General features: G+C 73.1%; 13 protein-coding genes. 9 read left to right on the plus strand and 4 right to left on the minus strand.

What is annotated here, in order from left to right; translation table 11 throughout:
* Nucleotides 1-84: 84 nt before the first annotated feature.
* A complete protein-coding gene (locus AC07FY_RS05255) occupies nt 85-2,751 on the minus strand; it encodes a SpoIIE family protein phosphatase (protein WP_479000641.1) in 2,667 nt (888 codons plus the stop codon).
* A 487-nt stretch (nt 2,752-3,238) separates the two neighbouring features.
* On the opposite strand from AC07FY_RS05255, the gene AC07FY_RS05260 reads away from it, so the two are divergent.
* The 8 genes from AC07FY_RS05260 to AC07FY_RS05295 all read left to right on the plus strand — a co-directional run bounded on the left by AC07FY_RS05260 (nt 3,239) and on the right by AC07FY_RS05295 (nt 12,814).
* Nucleotides 3,239-5,302: a SpoIIE family protein phosphatase gene (locus tag AC07FY_RS05260; RefSeq protein WP_479000644.1), complete on the plus strand. Its 2,064-nt coding sequence runs from the start codon at nt 3,239-3,241 to the stop codon at nt 5,300-5,302.
* A gap of 474 nt (nt 5,303-5,776) precedes the next feature.
* Complete coding sequence (gene panD, locus AC07FY_RS05265; RefSeq protein ID WP_479000647.1) at nt 5,777-6,196, plus strand: aspartate 1-decarboxylase; 420 nt, start codon at nt 5,777-5,779, stop codon at nt 6,194-6,196.
* A gap of 14 nt (nt 6,197-6,210) precedes the next feature.
* Nucleotides 6,211-6,552 (plus strand): GNAT family N-acetyltransferase, encoded by a 342-nt coding sequence (locus AC07FY_RS05270; RefSeq protein WP_479000650.1) that lies wholly within the window; start codon nt 6,211-6,213, stop codon nt 6,550-6,552.
* Entirely contained in the window at nt 6,546-7,190 is a 645-nt protein-coding gene (locus AC07FY_RS05275; RefSeq protein WP_479000653.1) for an aspartate/glutamate racemase family protein, read from the plus strand. Before AC07FY_RS05270 ends, AC07FY_RS05275 begins: the two co-directional genes overlap by 7 nt.
* A gap of 518 nt (nt 7,191-7,708) precedes the next feature.
* Entirely contained in the window at nt 7,709-9,067 is a 1,359-nt protein-coding gene (locus tag AC07FY_RS05280) for a transglycosylase family protein (RefSeq protein ID WP_479000656.1), read from the plus strand.
* A 319-nt stretch (nt 9,068-9,386) separates the two neighbouring features.
* Nucleotides 9,387-10,862, plus strand: coding sequence for an SDR family NAD(P)-dependent oxidoreductase (locus AC07FY_RS05285; protein ID WP_479000659.1), 1,476 nt, complete (start codon nt 9,387-9,389; stop codon nt 10,860-10,862).
* 646 nt (nt 10,863-11,508) lie between these two features.
* A complete protein-coding gene (locus AC07FY_RS05290) occupies nt 11,509-11,682 on the plus strand; it encodes a hypothetical protein (protein WP_479000662.1) in 174 nt (57 codons plus the stop codon).
* Between the two features lie 148 nt (nt 11,683-11,830).
* Nucleotides 11,831-12,814: an NAD-dependent epimerase/dehydratase family protein gene (locus AC07FY_RS05295; protein WP_479000664.1), complete on the plus strand. Its 984-nt coding sequence runs from the start codon at nt 11,831-11,833 to the stop codon at nt 12,812-12,814.
* On the opposite strand, the gene AC07FY_RS05300 is transcribed toward AC07FY_RS05295, so the two are convergent.
* Genes AC07FY_RS05300 through AC07FY_RS05310 form a run of 3 tightly spaced genes read right to left on the minus strand, consistent with a single transcriptional unit; the run spans nt 12,800 to nt 15,638 of the window.
* The gene (locus tag AC07FY_RS05300) at nt 12,800-14,239 is read right to left on the minus strand and encodes a lipase maturation factor family protein (RefSeq protein WP_479000667.1); all 1,440 of its coding nucleotides are present in this window, start codon (nt 14,237-14,239) and stop codon (nt 12,800-12,802) included. The genes AC07FY_RS05295 and AC07FY_RS05300 overlap by 15 nt on opposite strands.
* A 20-nt stretch (nt 14,240-14,259) precedes the next feature.
* Nucleotides 14,260-14,793, minus strand: coding sequence for a DUF1990 family protein (locus AC07FY_RS05305; RefSeq protein WP_479000670.1), 534 nt, complete (start codon nt 14,791-14,793; stop codon nt 14,260-14,262).
* Entirely contained in the window at nt 14,790-15,638 is an 849-nt protein-coding gene (locus tag AC07FY_RS05310; RefSeq protein ID WP_479000673.1) for a YndJ family protein, read from the minus strand. Before AC07FY_RS05310 ends, AC07FY_RS05305 begins: the two co-directional genes overlap by 4 nt.
* Nucleotides 15,639-15,790: 152 nt before the next feature.
* On the opposite strand from AC07FY_RS05310, the gene AC07FY_RS05315 reads away from it, so the two are divergent.
* Nucleotides 15,791-17,125, plus strand: a complete 1,335-nt coding sequence (locus AC07FY_RS05315) for a DUF6777 domain-containing protein (protein ID WP_479000676.1) — start codon at nt 15,791-15,793, stop codon at nt 17,123-17,125.
* The last annotated feature ends 2 nt before the right edge of the window (nt 17,126-17,127 follow it).

Below are 17,127 nucleotides of genomic sequence, written 5' to 3' on the forward strand. Positions count from 1 at the left end.
CAGCGTACGTTCGGTGGCCTCGGCAGCGCAGTCCCAGACGGCGGTGTCCGCTGTCTTCCCTGCGGCTGCCGTACCGGCGCGTTCTCAGAAACCCTCGCCGTCCCCCCCGGCCAGGAGCGCCTCCCCGAGATCCATCGCGGGCGGTGCGGCCCCGTCGTGGAGGGCCTGCTCGCTCCAGATGATCTTGCCGCGGGCGGTGTAGCGAGTGCCCCAGCGCTCGGCGAACTGCGCGACGAGGAACAGGCCGCGACCGCCCTCGTCGGTGGCCTCGGCCCGGCGCAGGTGCGGGGAGGTGCTCGACCCGTCGAAGACCTCGCAGATCAGGCTGCGGTCGTACAGCAGCCTCACCCGGATGGGTTCGGTGCCGTAGCGGATGGCGTTGGTTATCAGCTCGCTGAGGATGAGTTCCGTGGTGAAGGCGATGTCCTCCAGGCCCCAGTCCGCCAGTCGGCGGGCGCAGGCGTTGCGCACCGGGGACACCGCCGCGGGGTCGGGGGGTACGTCCCACTCGGCGATTCGCGCGGGGTCCAGTCGGCGGGTGCGCGCCACCAGCAGCGCGACGTCGTCGCTGGGCCTGGTGGGCAGCATCGCGTCGATCACCACGGTGCAGGTGTCCTCCGGGGTGCGGGCGGGCCCGGCCAGAGCGGCGCCTAGCGCTGCCAGGCCCGCGTCCGGATCGCGGTCGCGGCTCTCGATCAGCCCGTCGGTGAAGAGTGCCAGCCGGGAGCCTTCGGGCAGGGTGACCGTCATGGTCTCCATGGGCAGGCCCTCGCCGAGGCCCAGCGGCGGGGAGATTGGCACCTCGGGGAAGGACACGGTTCCGTCGGGAAGGATCAGAGCGGGGCCCGGATGCCCGGCGGTGGCGGCCGTCACCTGCCCCGAGACGGGATCGTAGAGGGCGCACAGGCAGGTGGCTCCGGTGATCCCCTGCCACTCCTGCTCGTCGGTGTCAATGTGGGCGACGAGCTCGTCCAGGTGGCTCAGGAGTTCGTCCGGGGGCAGGTCGAGGGTGGAGAAGTTGTACACGGCGGTGCGCAGGCGGCCCATGGTGGCGGCGGCGTGGAGACCGTGGCCGACGACGTCGCCGACCACCAGGACCACTCGGGCGCCGGGCAGCGGGATGACATCGAACCAGTCACCGCCCACACCGGCCTGGGCGGCCAGATAGCGGTGCGCGACCTCAACGGCGGACTGCTCCGGTACGCCCCGGGGCAACAGGCTGCGCTGCAGGGTGACGGCCATGGTGTGCTCGCGGGTGTAGCGGCGGGCATTGTCGACGGACAACGCCGCCCGGGCGGTCAGCTCCTCGGCGAAGGACACGTCCTCCTCGTCGAAAGGCGGGGAGTCCTGGGTCCGCCAGTAGCCGGCCATCCCCAGCACCACGCCCCGGGCCCGCAGGGGCACGGCGATCAGGGAGTGGATGCCGCGGTCCAGGATCTGCAGGGCGTTGGCCGGGTCCTGGGTCTGCCAGCCGTGGGAGGCGCGCAGGTCCGCCTCCAGGACCGCGCGGCTGCCGGCCAGCCCGGCGGCCATGGGGCTGCTGGGAACGAACCGGATCAGCCGGCCGACGGGGTAGAGGGGGTGGTCGCCCTGAAGGCCGACGCGGGCGGTGCGGCGCATCTCGGTGGTTGCTTCGGGCGGCTCCTCGCCGCGCAGCACCGGGTCCAGCAGGTCGACAGTGACGACGTCGGCGAACCGTGGGACGGCCACCTCCGCCAGCTCCTCCGCGGTGCGCTCCACGTTCAGCGTCGTTCCGACCTGCATCCCCGCGTCGTAGAGCAGCTTCAGCCGCTCGCGGGCCACCTCGGCCCTGCCGGAGAGTGCCCGCAGCTCGGTGGTGTCCCGCAGCGTGACGACGGTCCCGGCCTGCCCGTAGGGCGCGGTGGGCCGGATGTTCACCGCCAGCAGCCGATCGGCTGCCATGTGCAGCTCGTCGGTCGCGGAACGGCCCGATGCGATCGGATCGGCGATCCCCTCTTCCAGACCAAGGTCCGTGACGGGGCGCCCTTCCGCGTCCACCGGCAGGTCCAGCAGCCGCCGCGCCTCGTCATTGGCCAGCAGCAGCCGTCCGCCGCCGCCGACGATCAGTACGCCCTCTCGCACCGCGTGCAGCACCGCGTCGTGGTGCTCGTACATCCTCGTCATCTCGGCCGGTCCCAGGCCATGGGTACGGCGCAGCAGCCGACGGCTCACCAGAGCGGTTCCGCCCGCGGACAGGGCGAGCACCGCGGCTGCACTGCCGAGGACGACCGGCAGCTGCCGGTTCACCATGCTCTGCACGTTCTGCACCGTGACCGGGGAGGAGACGATGGCGATGACGCGGCCGTCGGAGTCCTTGACGGGGACCACCGAGACCACGGACTGCCCCAAGGACCCTTCGAAGGTCTCGGTGAAGGATTGGCCGGCCACCGCCTTGGAGAAGGGGCCGACGACGTGCTTCCCGATCTGCCGTGGGTCGCTGTGGGCGAGGGTGGCCCCGGAAAGTGTGTACACGTTGATGCCGTCGACCCCGGCGATCTTCCGGGCCGCCTCGGCGCTCGGCTGTAGCACTGCGCTCGGATGGGGGCTGCGCAGGGCCGCGACGATTCCCGGAGATTCCGCGAACGTTCCGGCGGCGGCGAGCGTACGGTGCCGGGCGTCCACCATGCCGGCGCTCCGGGCTTGCACCACGAGCGCCACCACCGCGGCGGCGACGAGCAGCACCACGACGGCCAACTGCAGGAGGAACACCTCGCCGGCCACGCTGCGCACGCTCAGAAGGGAGGACAGACGCTGCGGCCGCCGCGCCTCTCCCTTGGGGGGCTGGGCGGGCTCCTGACGCTCCGGGGGGCTTCCTGAGCGGGGACGCCGAGAGGGAGAGGAAGAGCCCGTGGTTGAGCCGAGCAGCCGACGTCGGACGCGTCCAAGTAGGTGGCTCATACTCCATCTTCTAACCTCTATGGGCCGTCGGCAGCGGGGAGCGACGGTCGCCGAGGCGGTGATCCGGGCCGCCGCCGCGCCGATGGGGATCCCACGCCCACACGCCGTGCAAGAAGTCATGCCGGTGCAGGAAATGGAAGGGTGGACGGGACGAGTTCAACGACGTGCCGGCCGCCGTTACCGCCCTGCTGCGCTGAGCCGGCCACCGGCGGCCGGGGCGTTTCCCTTGGCTCGATCCTCGCCACGGCGCACTTCGCGCCGCGGAATGCCCGAGGTGTCCGGATAATGGATGGAAACGGCGAGTGGAAGGGGACATCTCGTGCCATCGGCTCGGCCGGGGGGCGAGGAGACCCACGGCCCGTTCTGGTCCGAGCCGGGGACGCTGCTCGAGCACGTGCCGGTGGCCGTCTTCGGCCTCGATGACGCGGACCTCGTCTGTTACTGGGGGCCCGGCGCGCGGGACCTCTTCGGATATGACGCCACCGCCGTCCTGTCGAGGCCCGGCGCCGTTCTCTTCGCCGACGGGCCCCGGGGCGCCCCCGATCCGTGCGCCCGGCTGACCGAGCGCGGCCGGACTCAGGGTTACTGGAGGGGGCGGCTGCCGGTCCGGCATCGGGACAGCACCGTCTTCGACTGCGGCTTCCGGGCCTTCTCCGTGACCGGATCCGGCGGACCTTCGGTGGTGATGGTCCTGGCGAGCCGTAGTGACGAGCTCGATCGGGTCAAGACCAACCTCGCCTTCCTCGACGCCCTCTTCGAGACGTGCCCCATCGGCCTGGTCATGCTCGACCAGGACCTCCGGTACGTCCATCTCAACCAGGCGCTCGCCGACATGGACGGTCTGCCGATCGAGGCCCACCTCGGGCGGCGCATGGACGAAATCATGATCATGTCCGACGATGGTGAATACCAGCGCATGCTCCGCGGCGTCGCCCTGGGCGGAGCACCGGTCGTGGGGACCCTGGTGGGCATGCGTCCGCGGGGGCACCCGGACCGTGACCAGGTGCGGTCGGTGAGTTTCTTCCCCCTGAGCCAGGCGGTCGGCTCGCGCCCCGGAGTGGGCGGGCTGATGCTGGACGTGACCGACCGGGAACAGGCCATCCTGGAAGCCACCGCCAGCCGTCGACGGCTGGCTCTGCTGGACGGGGCCTCCACTCGCATCGGGACCACCCTGGACGTGAACGTCACCGCCCAGGAGCTGGTCGACGCCGCAGTGCCGGACTTCTGCGACGGCGCCGTGGTCGAAGTCGTGGAGTGGATGGACGAGGCAGAGGTCTTTGACCCGGCGCGACCGCTGTTCACCCGCAGAATCGCCTCCGGGACGATCCTGCCCCCTCCGGCCACCGAACTCGTGAGTGGGGTGGAGACGGTGCGGTATCCGCCCGGCTCCGTCATCCACGAGATGCTGAGGACCGGTCGCGCCATCTCCGCCGTGGTGAACGAGGAGTTCCTGGCCCGGACCGTCCTCATCGAGTCGCGCGCCCGGCTCTTCGCCGAGAGTGGGTTGGCCTGCGTCCTCGTCGCCCCGCTCATCGCCAGGGGTACGGTCCAGGGAATCGCCATGTTCGGCCGGTCTACGGGCCGGCCGGCCTTCACCCGGGACGATGTCAGCCTGGCCAGTGAGCTCGCCTCACGGGCTGCGATCTGCCTGGACAACGCCCGTCTGTACAGCCGCGTCCAGGACATCGCCCTCACTCTGCAGCGGGCGTTGTTGCCCAGCGCGTTGGCGACCAGCCCGTACGTGGACGTGGCCCACCGGTACGTACCCGGCAGTCGGATCACCGAGGTCGGCGGCGACTGGTACGACGTGATCAGCCTGCCCGACGGCCGAGTCGTTCTCGTGGTGGGCGACGTGATGGGGCACGGTGTGTCGGCCGCCGCCGCCATGGGCCGCCTTCGTATCACCACCAAGGCTCTGGCCAGGCACGACAGCGAGCCTGACGACCTCCTCACCGAGCTCGACGCATGCGCCCAGGAGGCCGGCATCGAGCTGGCGACGTGCCTGTACATCGTCTACGACCCGAAGAGCGGAGTAGCCCGCATCGCCAGCGCCGGCCATACCCCGCCCCTGGTACTCCGGCCGGACGGCACAGTGGAGACCATCGACGACGTCCTGGGAGTCCCTCTCGGCGTCGGCGGCTGTCCTTTCCGGACGATCGAGATCGAACTCCCCGGGAACGCGAGTCTCGCCCTGTACACCGACGGCCTCATCGAGACGCGAGGCGCGGACCTCGAGGTCGGTCTGAAGGCATTGCGCACCGAACTGGGCAGGACCTCAGGCCCGTTGGAAGCAATGGCGGACCGCATCCTTGCGAGCCTGCTGCCCGCCCCGCCGGCCGACGACGCGGTTCTGGTCCTCGCCCGCGTCCGCCGCGCCCCTTGAGGAGGCGTCGAGTCCGGTGTGTCTTGGCAGCCGCTTCATCGCTCGTGTGCAGCTCCGTTCAGGACGGCGAGCCTGGCTCGTCCCCAGCTCGACACCCTTGTGCGCGTCGACCAGCACCGAGCCGCCCTACCGGCCCTTCCGGGGCTGGTCGGCGGCCTTCACCGGCCCACCCCTGGGCCTCGATCGTGCGGCCCGCAACCTCCGGCTCCCTGGCGGTCAAGAGGTGGGTGTGGCCGTTCGGGGCGCCCGGGCCGCGCCCGGCTCACCCAGCACCTACCGGTGGTCGAACAGGTCCGGGTCCGTGGCGTCGTTGGCGTACGCGTCCCGAAGGATGGCGTGAAAGCTCAGGTGAGGGCCGTATCGCCCGGGCAGAGCGATGTTTTTCACAACCATCGGTCGGGGGTGTCGGTGTAAAGTCGGGGCTGCCCTTGACCTGCAGAAAGCAGGCAGGGAGCCGTCTTCGAGGAGTCCAAAGTGCTGCGCACTCTGTTCAAGTCCAAGATCCACCGGGCCACGGTCACCCAGGCCGACCTGCACTACGTCGGGTCCGTGACCGTCGACGCCGATCTGCTCGACGCGGCTGATCTGCTGCCCGGGGAGCTCGTGCACATCGTGGACATCACCAACGGGGCCCGGCTCGAGACCTACGTCATCGAGGGGGAGCGCGGATCCGGGGTCATCGGGATCAACGGCGCCGCCGCCCATCTGGTGCACCCCGGCGACCTGGTCATCCTCATCAGCTACGCGCAGGTCGACGACGCCGAGGCGCGGGGGTTCGAGCCGCGGATCGTGCACGTCGACGCGGACAACCGCATCGTCGCGCTCGGCGCCGACCCCTCCGCTCCGGTCCCCGGTACGGATCAGGAGCGCAGCCCCCACGCAGTGGCTGTCTGAAGAGGAGCGGGGCCGTGGCGATCGAGTTCGAGGACGCGCGCGAGACCGGGCGGCTGCTGGCCGTCGAGGACGGGGCGGTGGTCGGGTACATCGCCTACTTCGTGCTCGCCGAGCAGCCCCACGCCCTGGTGGCGGTGCACACGGTGGTGGAACCGGAGCACGAGGGCCGCGGTATCGCCGGCGGGCTGGTGAAGACCTTCTACGGGATCGCCGCCGCCGAAGGCGTGCCCGTGGTGCCGCTCTGCCCGTACGCGGCGAGCTGGGCCGCGAAGCACCCGGAGAAGGCACCCGAGGCCCCGGCCGAGGTGGTGGCGGCGGCCAAGGCCCAGCTGAAGGGGGACCGCACGCTGTGGTGACGGCCCCCGGCCTGACCCTGCTGCACACGTCGTCCGCGCACGTCCCCGTCTTCGACGCGCTGCGGGACCGGAACCACCCGGGGGCCGTCCTGCGCCACCTGGTGGTTCCGGAACTGCTGGAGCGGGCCCGCGCCGAAGGGCCGCAGGCGGTGGCTCCGGCGGTGCTGGAGGTGCTCGCCGCGGCCGTACGCGGGCCCGTACTGGTCACCTGCTCGACGATCGGGGCGGTCGCGGAGGCCCTGGCCCCCGCGCTCGGCAGCCCCGTGCTGCGCGTGGACCGGCCGATGGCCGCCGCCGCGGTGCGCACGGGAGCGCGGATCGCCGTACTGGCCACCGTGGAGTCGACCTTCGCGCCGACCGCTGAGCTGCTCGCCGAGGAAGCGGGCGGACGGCAGCCGGTGATCAGCGCGCACCTGGTCGATGGGGCGTGGGAGCGCTTCGCGGCGGGCGACAGCGCCGGACACCTGGCCCGGGTGGCCGCGGTCGCCGACGCCTTCACGCACGCGGACGCGGACGTGATCGTCCTGGCCCAGGTCTCGATGGCGGGCGCCGCGGATCTCGTCACCACACGGATCCCGGTCCTGTCCAGCCCGGCCCCGGGGCTGGCCGCAGGTCTGCGCCAGGCGGGGGCGCTGTAGCGGGAACGCCGGGGCCTTCCTCGCGCAGGTGCCCTGCGCGGGTGCACGTGCCTGCGCGCATTTCCTCGTGAAGGCGCATTCCTCGCGCCGGCGCGGGAAACTGGGTCATATGGTGCGAGAACTAGATGAGACGCAGCCGCCCGTCCCCGAACCCGAGCCGCATCCGGATCCCACCCCCTTCCCGGATCCCGCTCCGATGCCGCGGCCCACGCCCCCCGTCCCCGGCCCCGTCCCGGAGCCCGACCCGGTGCCCCCGCCGCCGGGACCCGCCCCGGTGCCGCAGCCCGGCCCCTGGAGCTGAGCCCGAGCGGAGATCGCCCGGGCCCGTGCTCCCGGCCGCTCCCGTGCGCCTGATGTGCGCAGACACCCCCGCCCGCGCCGGGTCGACGCCCCCGCGGTGGCTCCTCCCTCCGACGTGATGTCAAATGCCTTTGGCGTGCGCCCGGTTGCGCCCCTTGTCATGCCTTGGTGAGGCCGTTAGGTTGTGCGGTTCCTGATGTCTTCCAGGGGGGCTCCCAATGGGTGTACGGGGCCGGCACCGCCGGTATCAGCCGAGCAGTATCAACCGGGCCTCGCTCGCGGTCACCGCCGGAGGCGCCGGGCTCGCGCTCCCGTTCGTCGGCGCCGGAACCGCGCAGGCCGCGTCCGTGGACACCTGGAACAAGGTCGCCGCCTGCGAGTCCACCGGCAACTGGCACATCAACACGGGCAACGGCTACTACGGCGGCCTGCAGTTCAGCCCCAGCACCTGGCGCGCCTTCGGTGGCGGCGCCCACGCGCCCCGCGCCGACCTGGCCACCAAGGAGCAGCAGATCGCGGTCGCCGAGAAGGTCCTGAAGGGCCAGGGGCCCCAGGCGTGGCCCCAGTGCGGCAAGAAGGCCGGGCTCAGCCGCAGCGGCCCGGCCCCCGCCGTGGCGCCGGGGAAGCCGGCGCAGAAGCAGGTGGGGATCCCCGCCCAGGCGCAGAAGCAGACCCGGGCGCAGATCCCGGCGCAGGCGCAGAGGCAGGTCCGGCCGCAGCAGGCCGGAACGGCCACCGGGCAGCAGGGGAGCACGCCCCGCCCGACCGGGACGCCCGTCCTGCCGAACCCTTACGTCGTCGCGCCCGGCGACTCGCTCTCGGCCATCGCCACCGAGCAGCAGGTCGACGGCGGCTGGCAGGCCCTGTACGAGACCAACCGGGCCACGGTGGGCGGCAACCCGAACCTGATCTTCCCAGGGCAGCGCCTCACCCTGCGGATCACCGCCGCACCGCCCGCCCAGAACCCGGAGAAGCCCCCGCGCACGGCCGAGCCCGTGAAGCCCGGGGAGCCGGCGGCGCAGAAGCCGACCGGACCCGCGGCCAAGCCCGCGCAGAACCAGGCCGCGAAACCCGCCGCGAAGCCCGCTGCCGAATCCGCCGCGAAGCCCGCTGCGAAGCCGGCCGCGAAGCCCGCGCAGCAGCCTGCCTCACCGCAGCAGAAGCCGGTTTCCGGAGGCTTCTTCGCCCCCGTCGACGGCGCGCTCGGCACCGCCTACCGCGTCGCGGGCTCCTCCTGGTCGAGCGGCTACCACACGGGGGTCGACTTCCCCGTGGCGACCGGCACCGCCGTGAAGTCCGTCGCGCAGGGGCACGTCGTCTCCGCCGGCTGGGCCGGTGCCTACGGCTACCAGGTCGTCATCCGGCACACCGACGGCCGGTTCTCCCAGTACGCCCATCTGTCCGCGCTCGGCGTGAAGGCCGGCCAGCAGGTGTCCGGGGGCCAGCGGATCGGCCGGTCCGGCTCCACCGGCAACTCCAGCGGACCGCACCTGCACTTCGAGATGCGCACGGGATCCGGCTACGGCACCGACATCGACCCGCTGAAGTACCTCCGCGCCCACGGGGTCCGCATCTGACCCCGGGCGTGCGAGGGCGCGACGGTGAGTGCGACGAGTCCGGCGGCCGCCACCGCGGCGCCGGCCGTCGCCGCGGCCACGGGGTCGACCAGGGTCACGGCGGCCGGTGGGGCGGTCAGGCCGGCACCCCGGTGGTCGGCCGCCTGCGAGCCCGCTCGCCGAAAAGCCGCCGCAGTGGCGCTGAGTCGCGGCCGTTTCGCGGTGCGTGAGGGGTGGGCCACCGGGTTTGGACCCGGGCGCGTCCGATCCGTACAGTTCCTCTTTTGAGGACTTCCGCAGCAGGCGGATGCGGACGAGTGAGCAAGGAACGGCAGCGGCCATGACGGTGACCGAAGACAGCCAGGCGCACGGGTACGCCTACGGACCGGGCATCGACCCCGAGCGACTGGCGCTCTGCCTCAGTGTGATCGACGAGCTGGACAAGCTCGACATCGACCACCCCGACGCGATCGCGGTACGCCGCGCCACCGCCGGCCTCTACCGCACGGTCAAGCAGCGCCGCCGCCAGGAGCGGCGCGCCGCCAAGACAGCGAACGACAAGGCCGTCACCGAGGCCACCGCCACCGGATCCGCCGAGCGCATCGACGACGAGACCCAGGGCAACGCCCTGACCGCCGCCACCAAAGGCCCCATCGCCGGGATACTCCAGCGCCCCCGTTCCTGCTACGTCTGCAAGACGCGCTACGTCGAGGTCGACGCCTTCTACCACCAGCTCTGCCAGGACTGCGCGGCCTTCAACCGGGCCCGGCGGGACGCCCGCACCGACCTGACCGGCCGCCGTGCCCTGCTGACCGGCGGGCGCGCCAAGATCGGCATGTACATCGCGCTGCGGCTGCTGCGCGACGGCGCGCACACCACCATCACCACGCGCTTCCCCAACGACGCGATCCGCCGCTTCAAGGCCATGCCCGACAGCTCCGAGTGGCTGCACCGGCTGAAGATCGTCGGGATCGACCTGCGCGACCCGGCCCAGGTCGTCGCGCTCGCCGATTCGGTGGCCGCCGAGGGCCCGCTCGACATCCTGATCAACAACGCCGCGCAGACCGTACGCCGCTCCCCGGGCGCCTACAGCGAGCTCGTCGCCGCCGAGAACGCCCCGCTCCCGGCCGGTGAGCTGCCCTCCGCCGAGGTCATCGGCACCTTCGGCAGCGGCAGCGTCGACCGCGTGGCCGCGCTGCCGACCGGCAGGGGGGAGAAGCTCAGCGCCCAGGACATCACCGAGCTCGCGCTGGTCTCGGGCTCCGCCTCCCTGGAGCGGATCGCGGCCGGCACCGCCATCGACGCGGGCGGCCTGGTGCCGGACCTGCACGACACCAACAGCTGGATCCAGACGGTGTCCGAGGTGGACCCGATCGAGCTGCTGGAAGTCCAGCTGTGCAACTCCACCGCGCCGTTCATCCTCATCAGCAAGCTCCGCCCGGCGATGGCCGCCGCCGCGGCCGACCGCAGGTACGTGGTCAACGTCTCGGCGATGGAGGGCGTCTTCAGCCGCGGCTACAAGGGCGCCGGCCACCCGCACACGAACATGGCGAAGGCCGCGCTGAACATGCTCACGCGCACCAGTGCCCAGGAGATGTTCCAGACGGACCGGATCCTGATGACCGCCGTCGACACGGGCTGGATCACCGACGAGCGTCCGCACCCGGACAAGATCCGCCTGGCCGAGGAGGGCTTCCACGCCCCGCTCGACCTGGTCGACGGCGCGGCCCGCGTTTACGACCCGATCGTCCGCGGTGAGGCGGGCGAGGACCTGTTCGGCGTCTTCCTGAAGGATTACGCCCCCGCGAACTGGTAGCCACCACGGCGCGGCGAAACGGGTGAACCGCGCGAAGCGGTGCATCACGCGAAGCCGGCGCGGCCCGCGAACCGGGTGAGCCCATGCGCCGGGAGCCCGTGCACCGGCGGCAGCCCGTGCCCGCGCGGCCCGGGCCGCGCCCCCCGACCACCGACCGACCCCCTCGGCATCCCGAGGGGGTCGCTCGCGCTTACGGGGACGAACGGCCGCCGCCGGGACCGGCACGCCTCCGCCGCGACAACGCCCGCGCGATCCCTGCCCCTTCGTGATCGTGCGGGGACGCAGCGTCACCCGGACGGAGCAGCTCCCCGAAGTCCCGTACCAGGCCCGGGAACCGGAGCTTCTCGCCCGTCCTCCGGGCCCCGCGCGCGCCCTCGCCCCCTCGCTCCCGCGCGCGTTCGGCGGCGAGCGCACCATGCTGGTCGCATCCGCGGGCCGGCGACTTCCCGAACTCGCGGAGAAATGGAGAGGGTGGCGTGGTTTTTGCCTTGCTATCGAGCGGGGCCCCGCTCATATGTGTACTCTGGTGCATCAGACGGCCCCACCCGGGCCTCGCTCCACCAAGGCGCCACCGCGTCCGGAAACCCTTTCCTCCCAGCCCGGGGCGGCACGCCTGCCGGGTTACGCGACACATGAGGAGTGCGCGGTGACTGAAACGACGAAGCCCGAACCGACGTTGCTGGAGCGACCGGGGACGCGGACCAAACCGCGGACCGACGAGCTCGGAAGCCTGGAGGTCTGGGCGCGGTCCGCCCCGATCCGGCTGGCGGGATACGAGGACGACCTGGCGGAATCGCACATCCTGCCCGGTATCGACTGACCCGCAAGAGCGGTACGCGCGCCCCTGTGCCCACCCGCACCGGGGCGCCGCCGCGCCCGCGGTTCCCCGACCGCCTACGCCGTCGGCGTCATCGCTGACGGCGATCATGGCTTCCGCCGCCCCGGGTCACGGGGGCAGGCTGAGGCGCATGAAGCTATTGATGCTGGGCGGAACCGAATTCGTCGGACGCGCGATCACCGAGGACGCCCTCGACCGGGGCTGGGACGTGACGGTCTTCCACCGGGGCCACCACGCGCCCCCACCCGGCACCGCGGCCCTGCACGGGGACCGCACCGCCCCCGGCGGCCTGGGCGCCCTGGCCGACGGGGAATGGGACCTCGTCGTCGACACGTGGGGCGGCGCCCCCACCGCCGTGCGCGACAGCGCGCGGCTGCTGCGCGAGCGGGCCGGCCGGTACGCCTACGTCTCCAGCCGCTCGGTGCACGCCTATCCCGCGCCGGCCGGAACGGGCGAGGACGGCCCCCTGGTCGAGGGTTCACCCGATGCCGGATCCACCGCCTACGCCGAGGACAAGCGCGGCGCCGAACTCGCCGTCCTGGACGCCTTCGGAGACCGGGCCCTGCTGGCGCGCGCCGGGCTCATCCTCGGCCCGTACGAGAACGTCGGCCGGCTGCCCTGGTGGCTGAACCGCACCGCCCGCGGCGGCCCGGTGCTCGCCCCCGGCCCGCGCGGACTGCCGCTCCAGTACATCGACGTCCGCGACCTCGCACGCTGGACCCTCGACGCGGCCGCCGCCGGCCACCACGGGCCCTTCAACGCGGTGTCCCCGGTCGGGCACGCCACGATGGGAAGTCTCCTGGAGGCATGCGCCGCCACCACCGGCGGCGCGGCCGAACTGCGCTGGACCGACCCGGCGCACATCCTGGCGGCCGGAATACAGCCCTGGACCGAGCTCCCGATCTGGACCGGGCCCGGCGAAGGCCATGACCACATGCACGGCGGTGACGTCTCCAAGGCCCTGGCCGCCGGCCTGAAATGCCGCCCGGTCGAGGAGACCGTGGCCGACACCTGGACGTGGCTGCGGTCGCTCGACGGGGTGGCCCCGCAGCGTCCGGACCGGCCCGCGCCCGGCCTCGACGCCGAGCGGGAAGCGGCCCTACTCGGGCTCTGACCCGGCCGCGCCCGCGAGACGGGTGGGCGGCAGGTACTCGCGGACCAGGGTGCGGTGCCACCACGCGCCCGTCTCGCGCAGCTCCCGCCAAGTGGTGAACCGGTAGCGGTAGAGCAGGGCGCGGACGTAACGCGGCGGGGCGTCCGGGAAGGGGTTGTGGCGCAGGAGCCGCAGCGTGTCCCGGTCACCCGCCAGCAACCGCTCCACGAACGGCCCGAACCAGTCCCGCGCATAGCCGGGGGAGAGGGCCGCGAACCACATGAGCCAGTCCAGGCGCAGGTGGTACGGGGCGAACTGGCGCGGGATCCGGCCCGGTTCCCCCGGTTTCCCCTTGAAGCCGTACTCCCGCCAGGCGCCGTCCGGGTGCGGGACCCGGTCGTCGGTGCCCTCGACCACCACCTCCTCGCGGATCCGGCCCACCGTCCCGAACGCGCCGTAAGTGTTGACCAGGTGCAGGGAGTCGAAGGACCGGTTCATCACCTGGCGGCGCGAGATCATGTTCAGCACCGGATGGCGGCTGAGCACCAGCACCAGCACGGTCACGGCGCAGACCAGCACCGCGAACCACACCGGCGCCGCCCGCGAGGCGGCGGCCGGGGGCGCCCCCGCGAGCCCGGTGAAGTCCACGGCGGACAGTGCCAGGGTGATCGTCAGCCAGTTCAGCCAGGCGAAGTTCCCGGACGCCACGAGCCACAGCTGCGTCACCACGATGAGCCCCGCGGCGTACGAGGCCACCGGCTGCGGGGTGAAGAGCAGCACCGGCACCACCAGTTGGGTGACGTGGTTGGCGGCGCACTCCACCCGGTGCACGGGCTTCGGCAGGCGGTGGAAGAACCAGCTCAGCGGACCGGGCATCGGCTGCGTCTCGTGGTGGTAGTACAGGCAGGTCAGCCCGCGCCAGCAGGAGTCCCCCCGCATCTTGATCAGTCCGGCCCCGAACTCCACGCGGAACAGCACCCAGCGCAGCAGCCAGAGCACCAGGACCGGTGGGCCGGTGCGCGCGTTGCCGAGGAAGACGGCGAGGAAGCCGACCTCCAGCAGCAACGACTCCCAGCCGAACGAGTACCACGTCTGCCCCACGTTCACGATGGAGAGGTAGAGCAGCCACAGCGCCGCCCACATCGCCATGGCGACGGCCAGCGGCACCTCGTCCCCGGCGCCCGCCGCGAGCGCCGCGGCCAGCGCCGCCCCGGCCCAGGCGCAGCTCGCGAAGAGCCGGTCCGAGTAGCGCAGTTGGAACAGGCTGGGGGCGCGCCGGAAGGGCACGTACCGCACGTACTGCGGCACGGGGAGCATGCCCTTCGCGCCGATCAGGGCCCGGAACTGCAAGGCGGCCCCGACGAAGGCGAAGAGGTAGACACCGGCCAGGGCCCGCTGGAAGACCAGCCGGCCGAGCCAGTACCCGGGCGCCGTGAACCAGTCCATCGCCTCCAGTATCGGGCCGGTCAGGCGCCGGCGGCCAGCCCGCGCACCTGGCGGCCGAGCCGGCGGGCGAAGCCGAGCTGGAGGACGGGGACCACCGGGCCCGCGAGGCGGGTGTACCAGCGGGCCGGGCGGCTGAAGGCGGTCACGGTGAACCACACCGTGCCGTCGGCCTCCATGTCCACGACGAAGGACTCCTCCCCGCTCTCGGGGTGGCCGGTCAGCGTTCCGTACGCGAAACCCACACGCGCGGGCTCGTACGCCGTCCAGACCACCTCGCAGGGAGCGCTGATCCGCAGCGGGCCGATGCCGATGCCGACCACCGCGCGGCTGCCGGGGCGGACGGCCCCGGCGTCCGCCTCCACGCTCATGCCGGAGGTCCGGTGGGCGCGGAAGGTCGTCACCGCGACTCCGGCGGCCTCGAAGGCGGCCCGCCCCTGCCCGATCCGGGCCCGGTGGTGCAGGTGGTGGTAGCCGGCGGGCAGCGGGAGGCGGGCCGTCGCACCCCGGTCGGGGTAGCTGAGGGCGTCCCGGCCGGCGCTGATGGGGCGGGTCATGGTGTGGTCTCCTGTCGGGCGGTCTGCGGGAGCGTTGCGGTGAGCCGGCGCCAGGCGAGCACCGAGCAGAGGGCGAATCCGAGGGCGTTTCCGAGGCCGTGGGTCGCGGCCATCCAGGTCAGGGTGGGGTGCGCGATCCCCGTGGCCTCGCCGACCGCCCACCACAGGGCGAGCAGCATGGTGGTCGGCAGCACCACCGCCGAGGTGGCGAGCAGCGCGCGCGTGGTCCGGTCGCGTCCGGCGGGACGGATCTCCCGCCAGGTCGCCAGGGCCACGGCCCACATCCCCGCGGTCAGGACCACCGCGCCCGCCAGTTCGGCCCAGTCGTCGACGAAGTAGCCAACGAGCACGAGCAGGGTGCCGGCGGGGACGCTGCAGGCCGCCCACCGCGCGCCCGGCCCGGGCGCCGCGGCCCGGCAGACCAGTCCGGCGACCAGGGCGGCCATGAACCCGGCGAAGTGGAAGTGGGGCACGGTGAGGGCCAGGACGTCGAGGTCGAAGCCGAAGAGCCGGTGGCCGGCGCGTTCGGCGACCAGGGCGGTCCCGGCGACCGCGGGCGAGGCCAGCGCGGTGGCCACGGCGATGTCGGCCGGTCCGGGCCGCCGGCCGCGCGGAAGCGCGGCGGGGGCTCGTGCGGCGAGCGCCAGGCAGGCCGCCGCGTAGAGTGCGGCCGGCAGGGCGGCGGGCAGCCCGCGCGGCAGCCACAGGCTCACCGCTCCGAGTGCGGCGGGCAGGGGCCACAGGCGGGCGGCCCGGCCGAACGCGGCCGGATCTATCAGGCGCAGCCCCGCCGGGACCACGTAGAGCATGCCCAAGGTGACGATCACGTTCACCAGTACCGTCACGACGACTCCCCTCCGCAGCGCGTTGAACGTGTTCAACTCGCAGATGCGACTGTACGGGGTTCCTTGAACATGTTCAAGAAATTCTCCGGTTGCGGCATGCGCCGTGATGCGGCAGACAAGAGGGAGCAACCGGGGCGAAAAGGGAGATCCACGTGCACGCACCGACACCTCGTCAGGCGCCGCGTCGTCACGCACCGGCCGGCGCCGCGCTGTTGGCCGCCCTCGGCCTGTTCGCGGCGGGCTGCGGCGGCTCCGAGGAGAAGCCGGGGGCCGCGGGGGCCGAGAGCCAGGAGCTGTACCTGCAGCCGGTGGCCGCGGCGGGCCCCGCCCCCTTCACCGCCTCCTCGGCCACCGCCGAGTCCGCCCCCGTACTGCCCCCGCTGCCCAACCCCACCGGACGGGGCATCCGCACCGTGAACGCGGCCACCCCCGGCCTGTACGGCGGAACCCAGCGGCTCGGCAGCTGCGACGTGGAACAGCAGGTCCACTCCCTGACCGAGGACGCCACCAAGGCACGCGCCTTCGCCCAGGCCGCCGACATCGAACAGGGGGAGATCCCCGACTTCCTGCGCGGCCTGACCCCCGTCGTGCTCCGGGCCGACACCCGGGTCACCAGCCACGGCTTCCGCGAGGGCGCCGCCGACAGCTTCCAGTCCGTGCTCCAGGCCGGCACCGCCGTCCTCGTCGACGGGCACGGCATGCCCCGGGTCCGCTGCGCCTGCGGCAACCCGCTGCTCGCGCCCCGCGCCCCCAAGGGCTCCCCGGTCCCCAAGGGCGAACCGTGGAACGGCTACCAGCCCCATCAGGTCGTGGTCATCGAGCCGACCGTGCACGTGATCGACAACCTGGTCATCGTCAACACCGCCGACAACACCTGGATCGAGCGCAAGCGCGGCGACGACGGCGCCCAGGACCGGGCCCCGCAGGTGATGCCTCCCTTCGACCCGGCCGACGGCATCCCCGAGGGGCCCGCCATCCCGCCCGGGACCTCCGCCGAGCCCTGCCCGAGCCCCTCCAGCAACAGCCTCGCCCGCACCGCGCCGCCGGCGCCGGGCGACGGCAAGCGGGGCGTCCCGGCCCCGGGCGAGGGCAGGCAGGGCGTCCCGGCGCCGCCGGTCACGGACTGCCCGCCGGGCGTGCCGTCGGCGCCGAGCACGCCCGTCCCGCCGTCCGCTCCGGGCGACACCCCGCCGCAGAGCCCGGGCGTGCCGTCGGATCCGGCCGCCCCGCAGCCGCCGCTGCCGGACGGGCCCTTCGACCTGCCCCCCGACGGCCCCACCGACCTGCCGCCGGACGCCCCCTCCGACGGGACGCAGGACCCGGGTGCCCCCACCGACCCCTTCGGACCCGCTGATCCCGGCGACCCCTCCGTCCCGGGCGATCCCACCGACCCCATGGCCCCCGGCGACCCGTCCGACCCCTACGTCATCCCGGAGGAACAGGCGCCGGACCCCTCCGACCCCGGCCACTCGCTGGAGAGCGCCTGACC

Source organism: Streptomyces sp. NPDC045967 (genome assembly GCF_056430495.1).

Bases quoted from the DNA above. Each gene is read 5' to 3' on its own strand.
- AC07FY_RS05280 (WP_479000656.1), top strand. From the start codon at position 7,709: ATGGGTGTACGGGGCCGGCACCGCCGGTATCAGCCGAGCAGTATCAAC.
- AC07FY_RS05285 (WP_479000659.1), top strand. From the start codon at position 9,387: ATGACGGTGACCGAAGACAGCCAGGCGCACGGGTACGCCTACGGACCG.
- AC07FY_RS05295 (WP_479000664.1), top strand. From the start codon at position 11,831: ATGAAGCTATTGATGCTGGGCGGAACCGAATTCGTCGGACGCGCGATC.
- AC07FY_RS05300 (WP_479000667.1), bottom strand. From the start codon at position 14,239: ATGGACTGGTTCACGGCGCCCGGGTACTGGCTCGGCCGGCTGGTCTTC.
- AC07FY_RS05305 (WP_479000670.1), bottom strand. From the start codon at position 14,793: ATGACCCGCCCCATCAGCGCCGGCCGGGACGCCCTCAGCTACCCCGAC.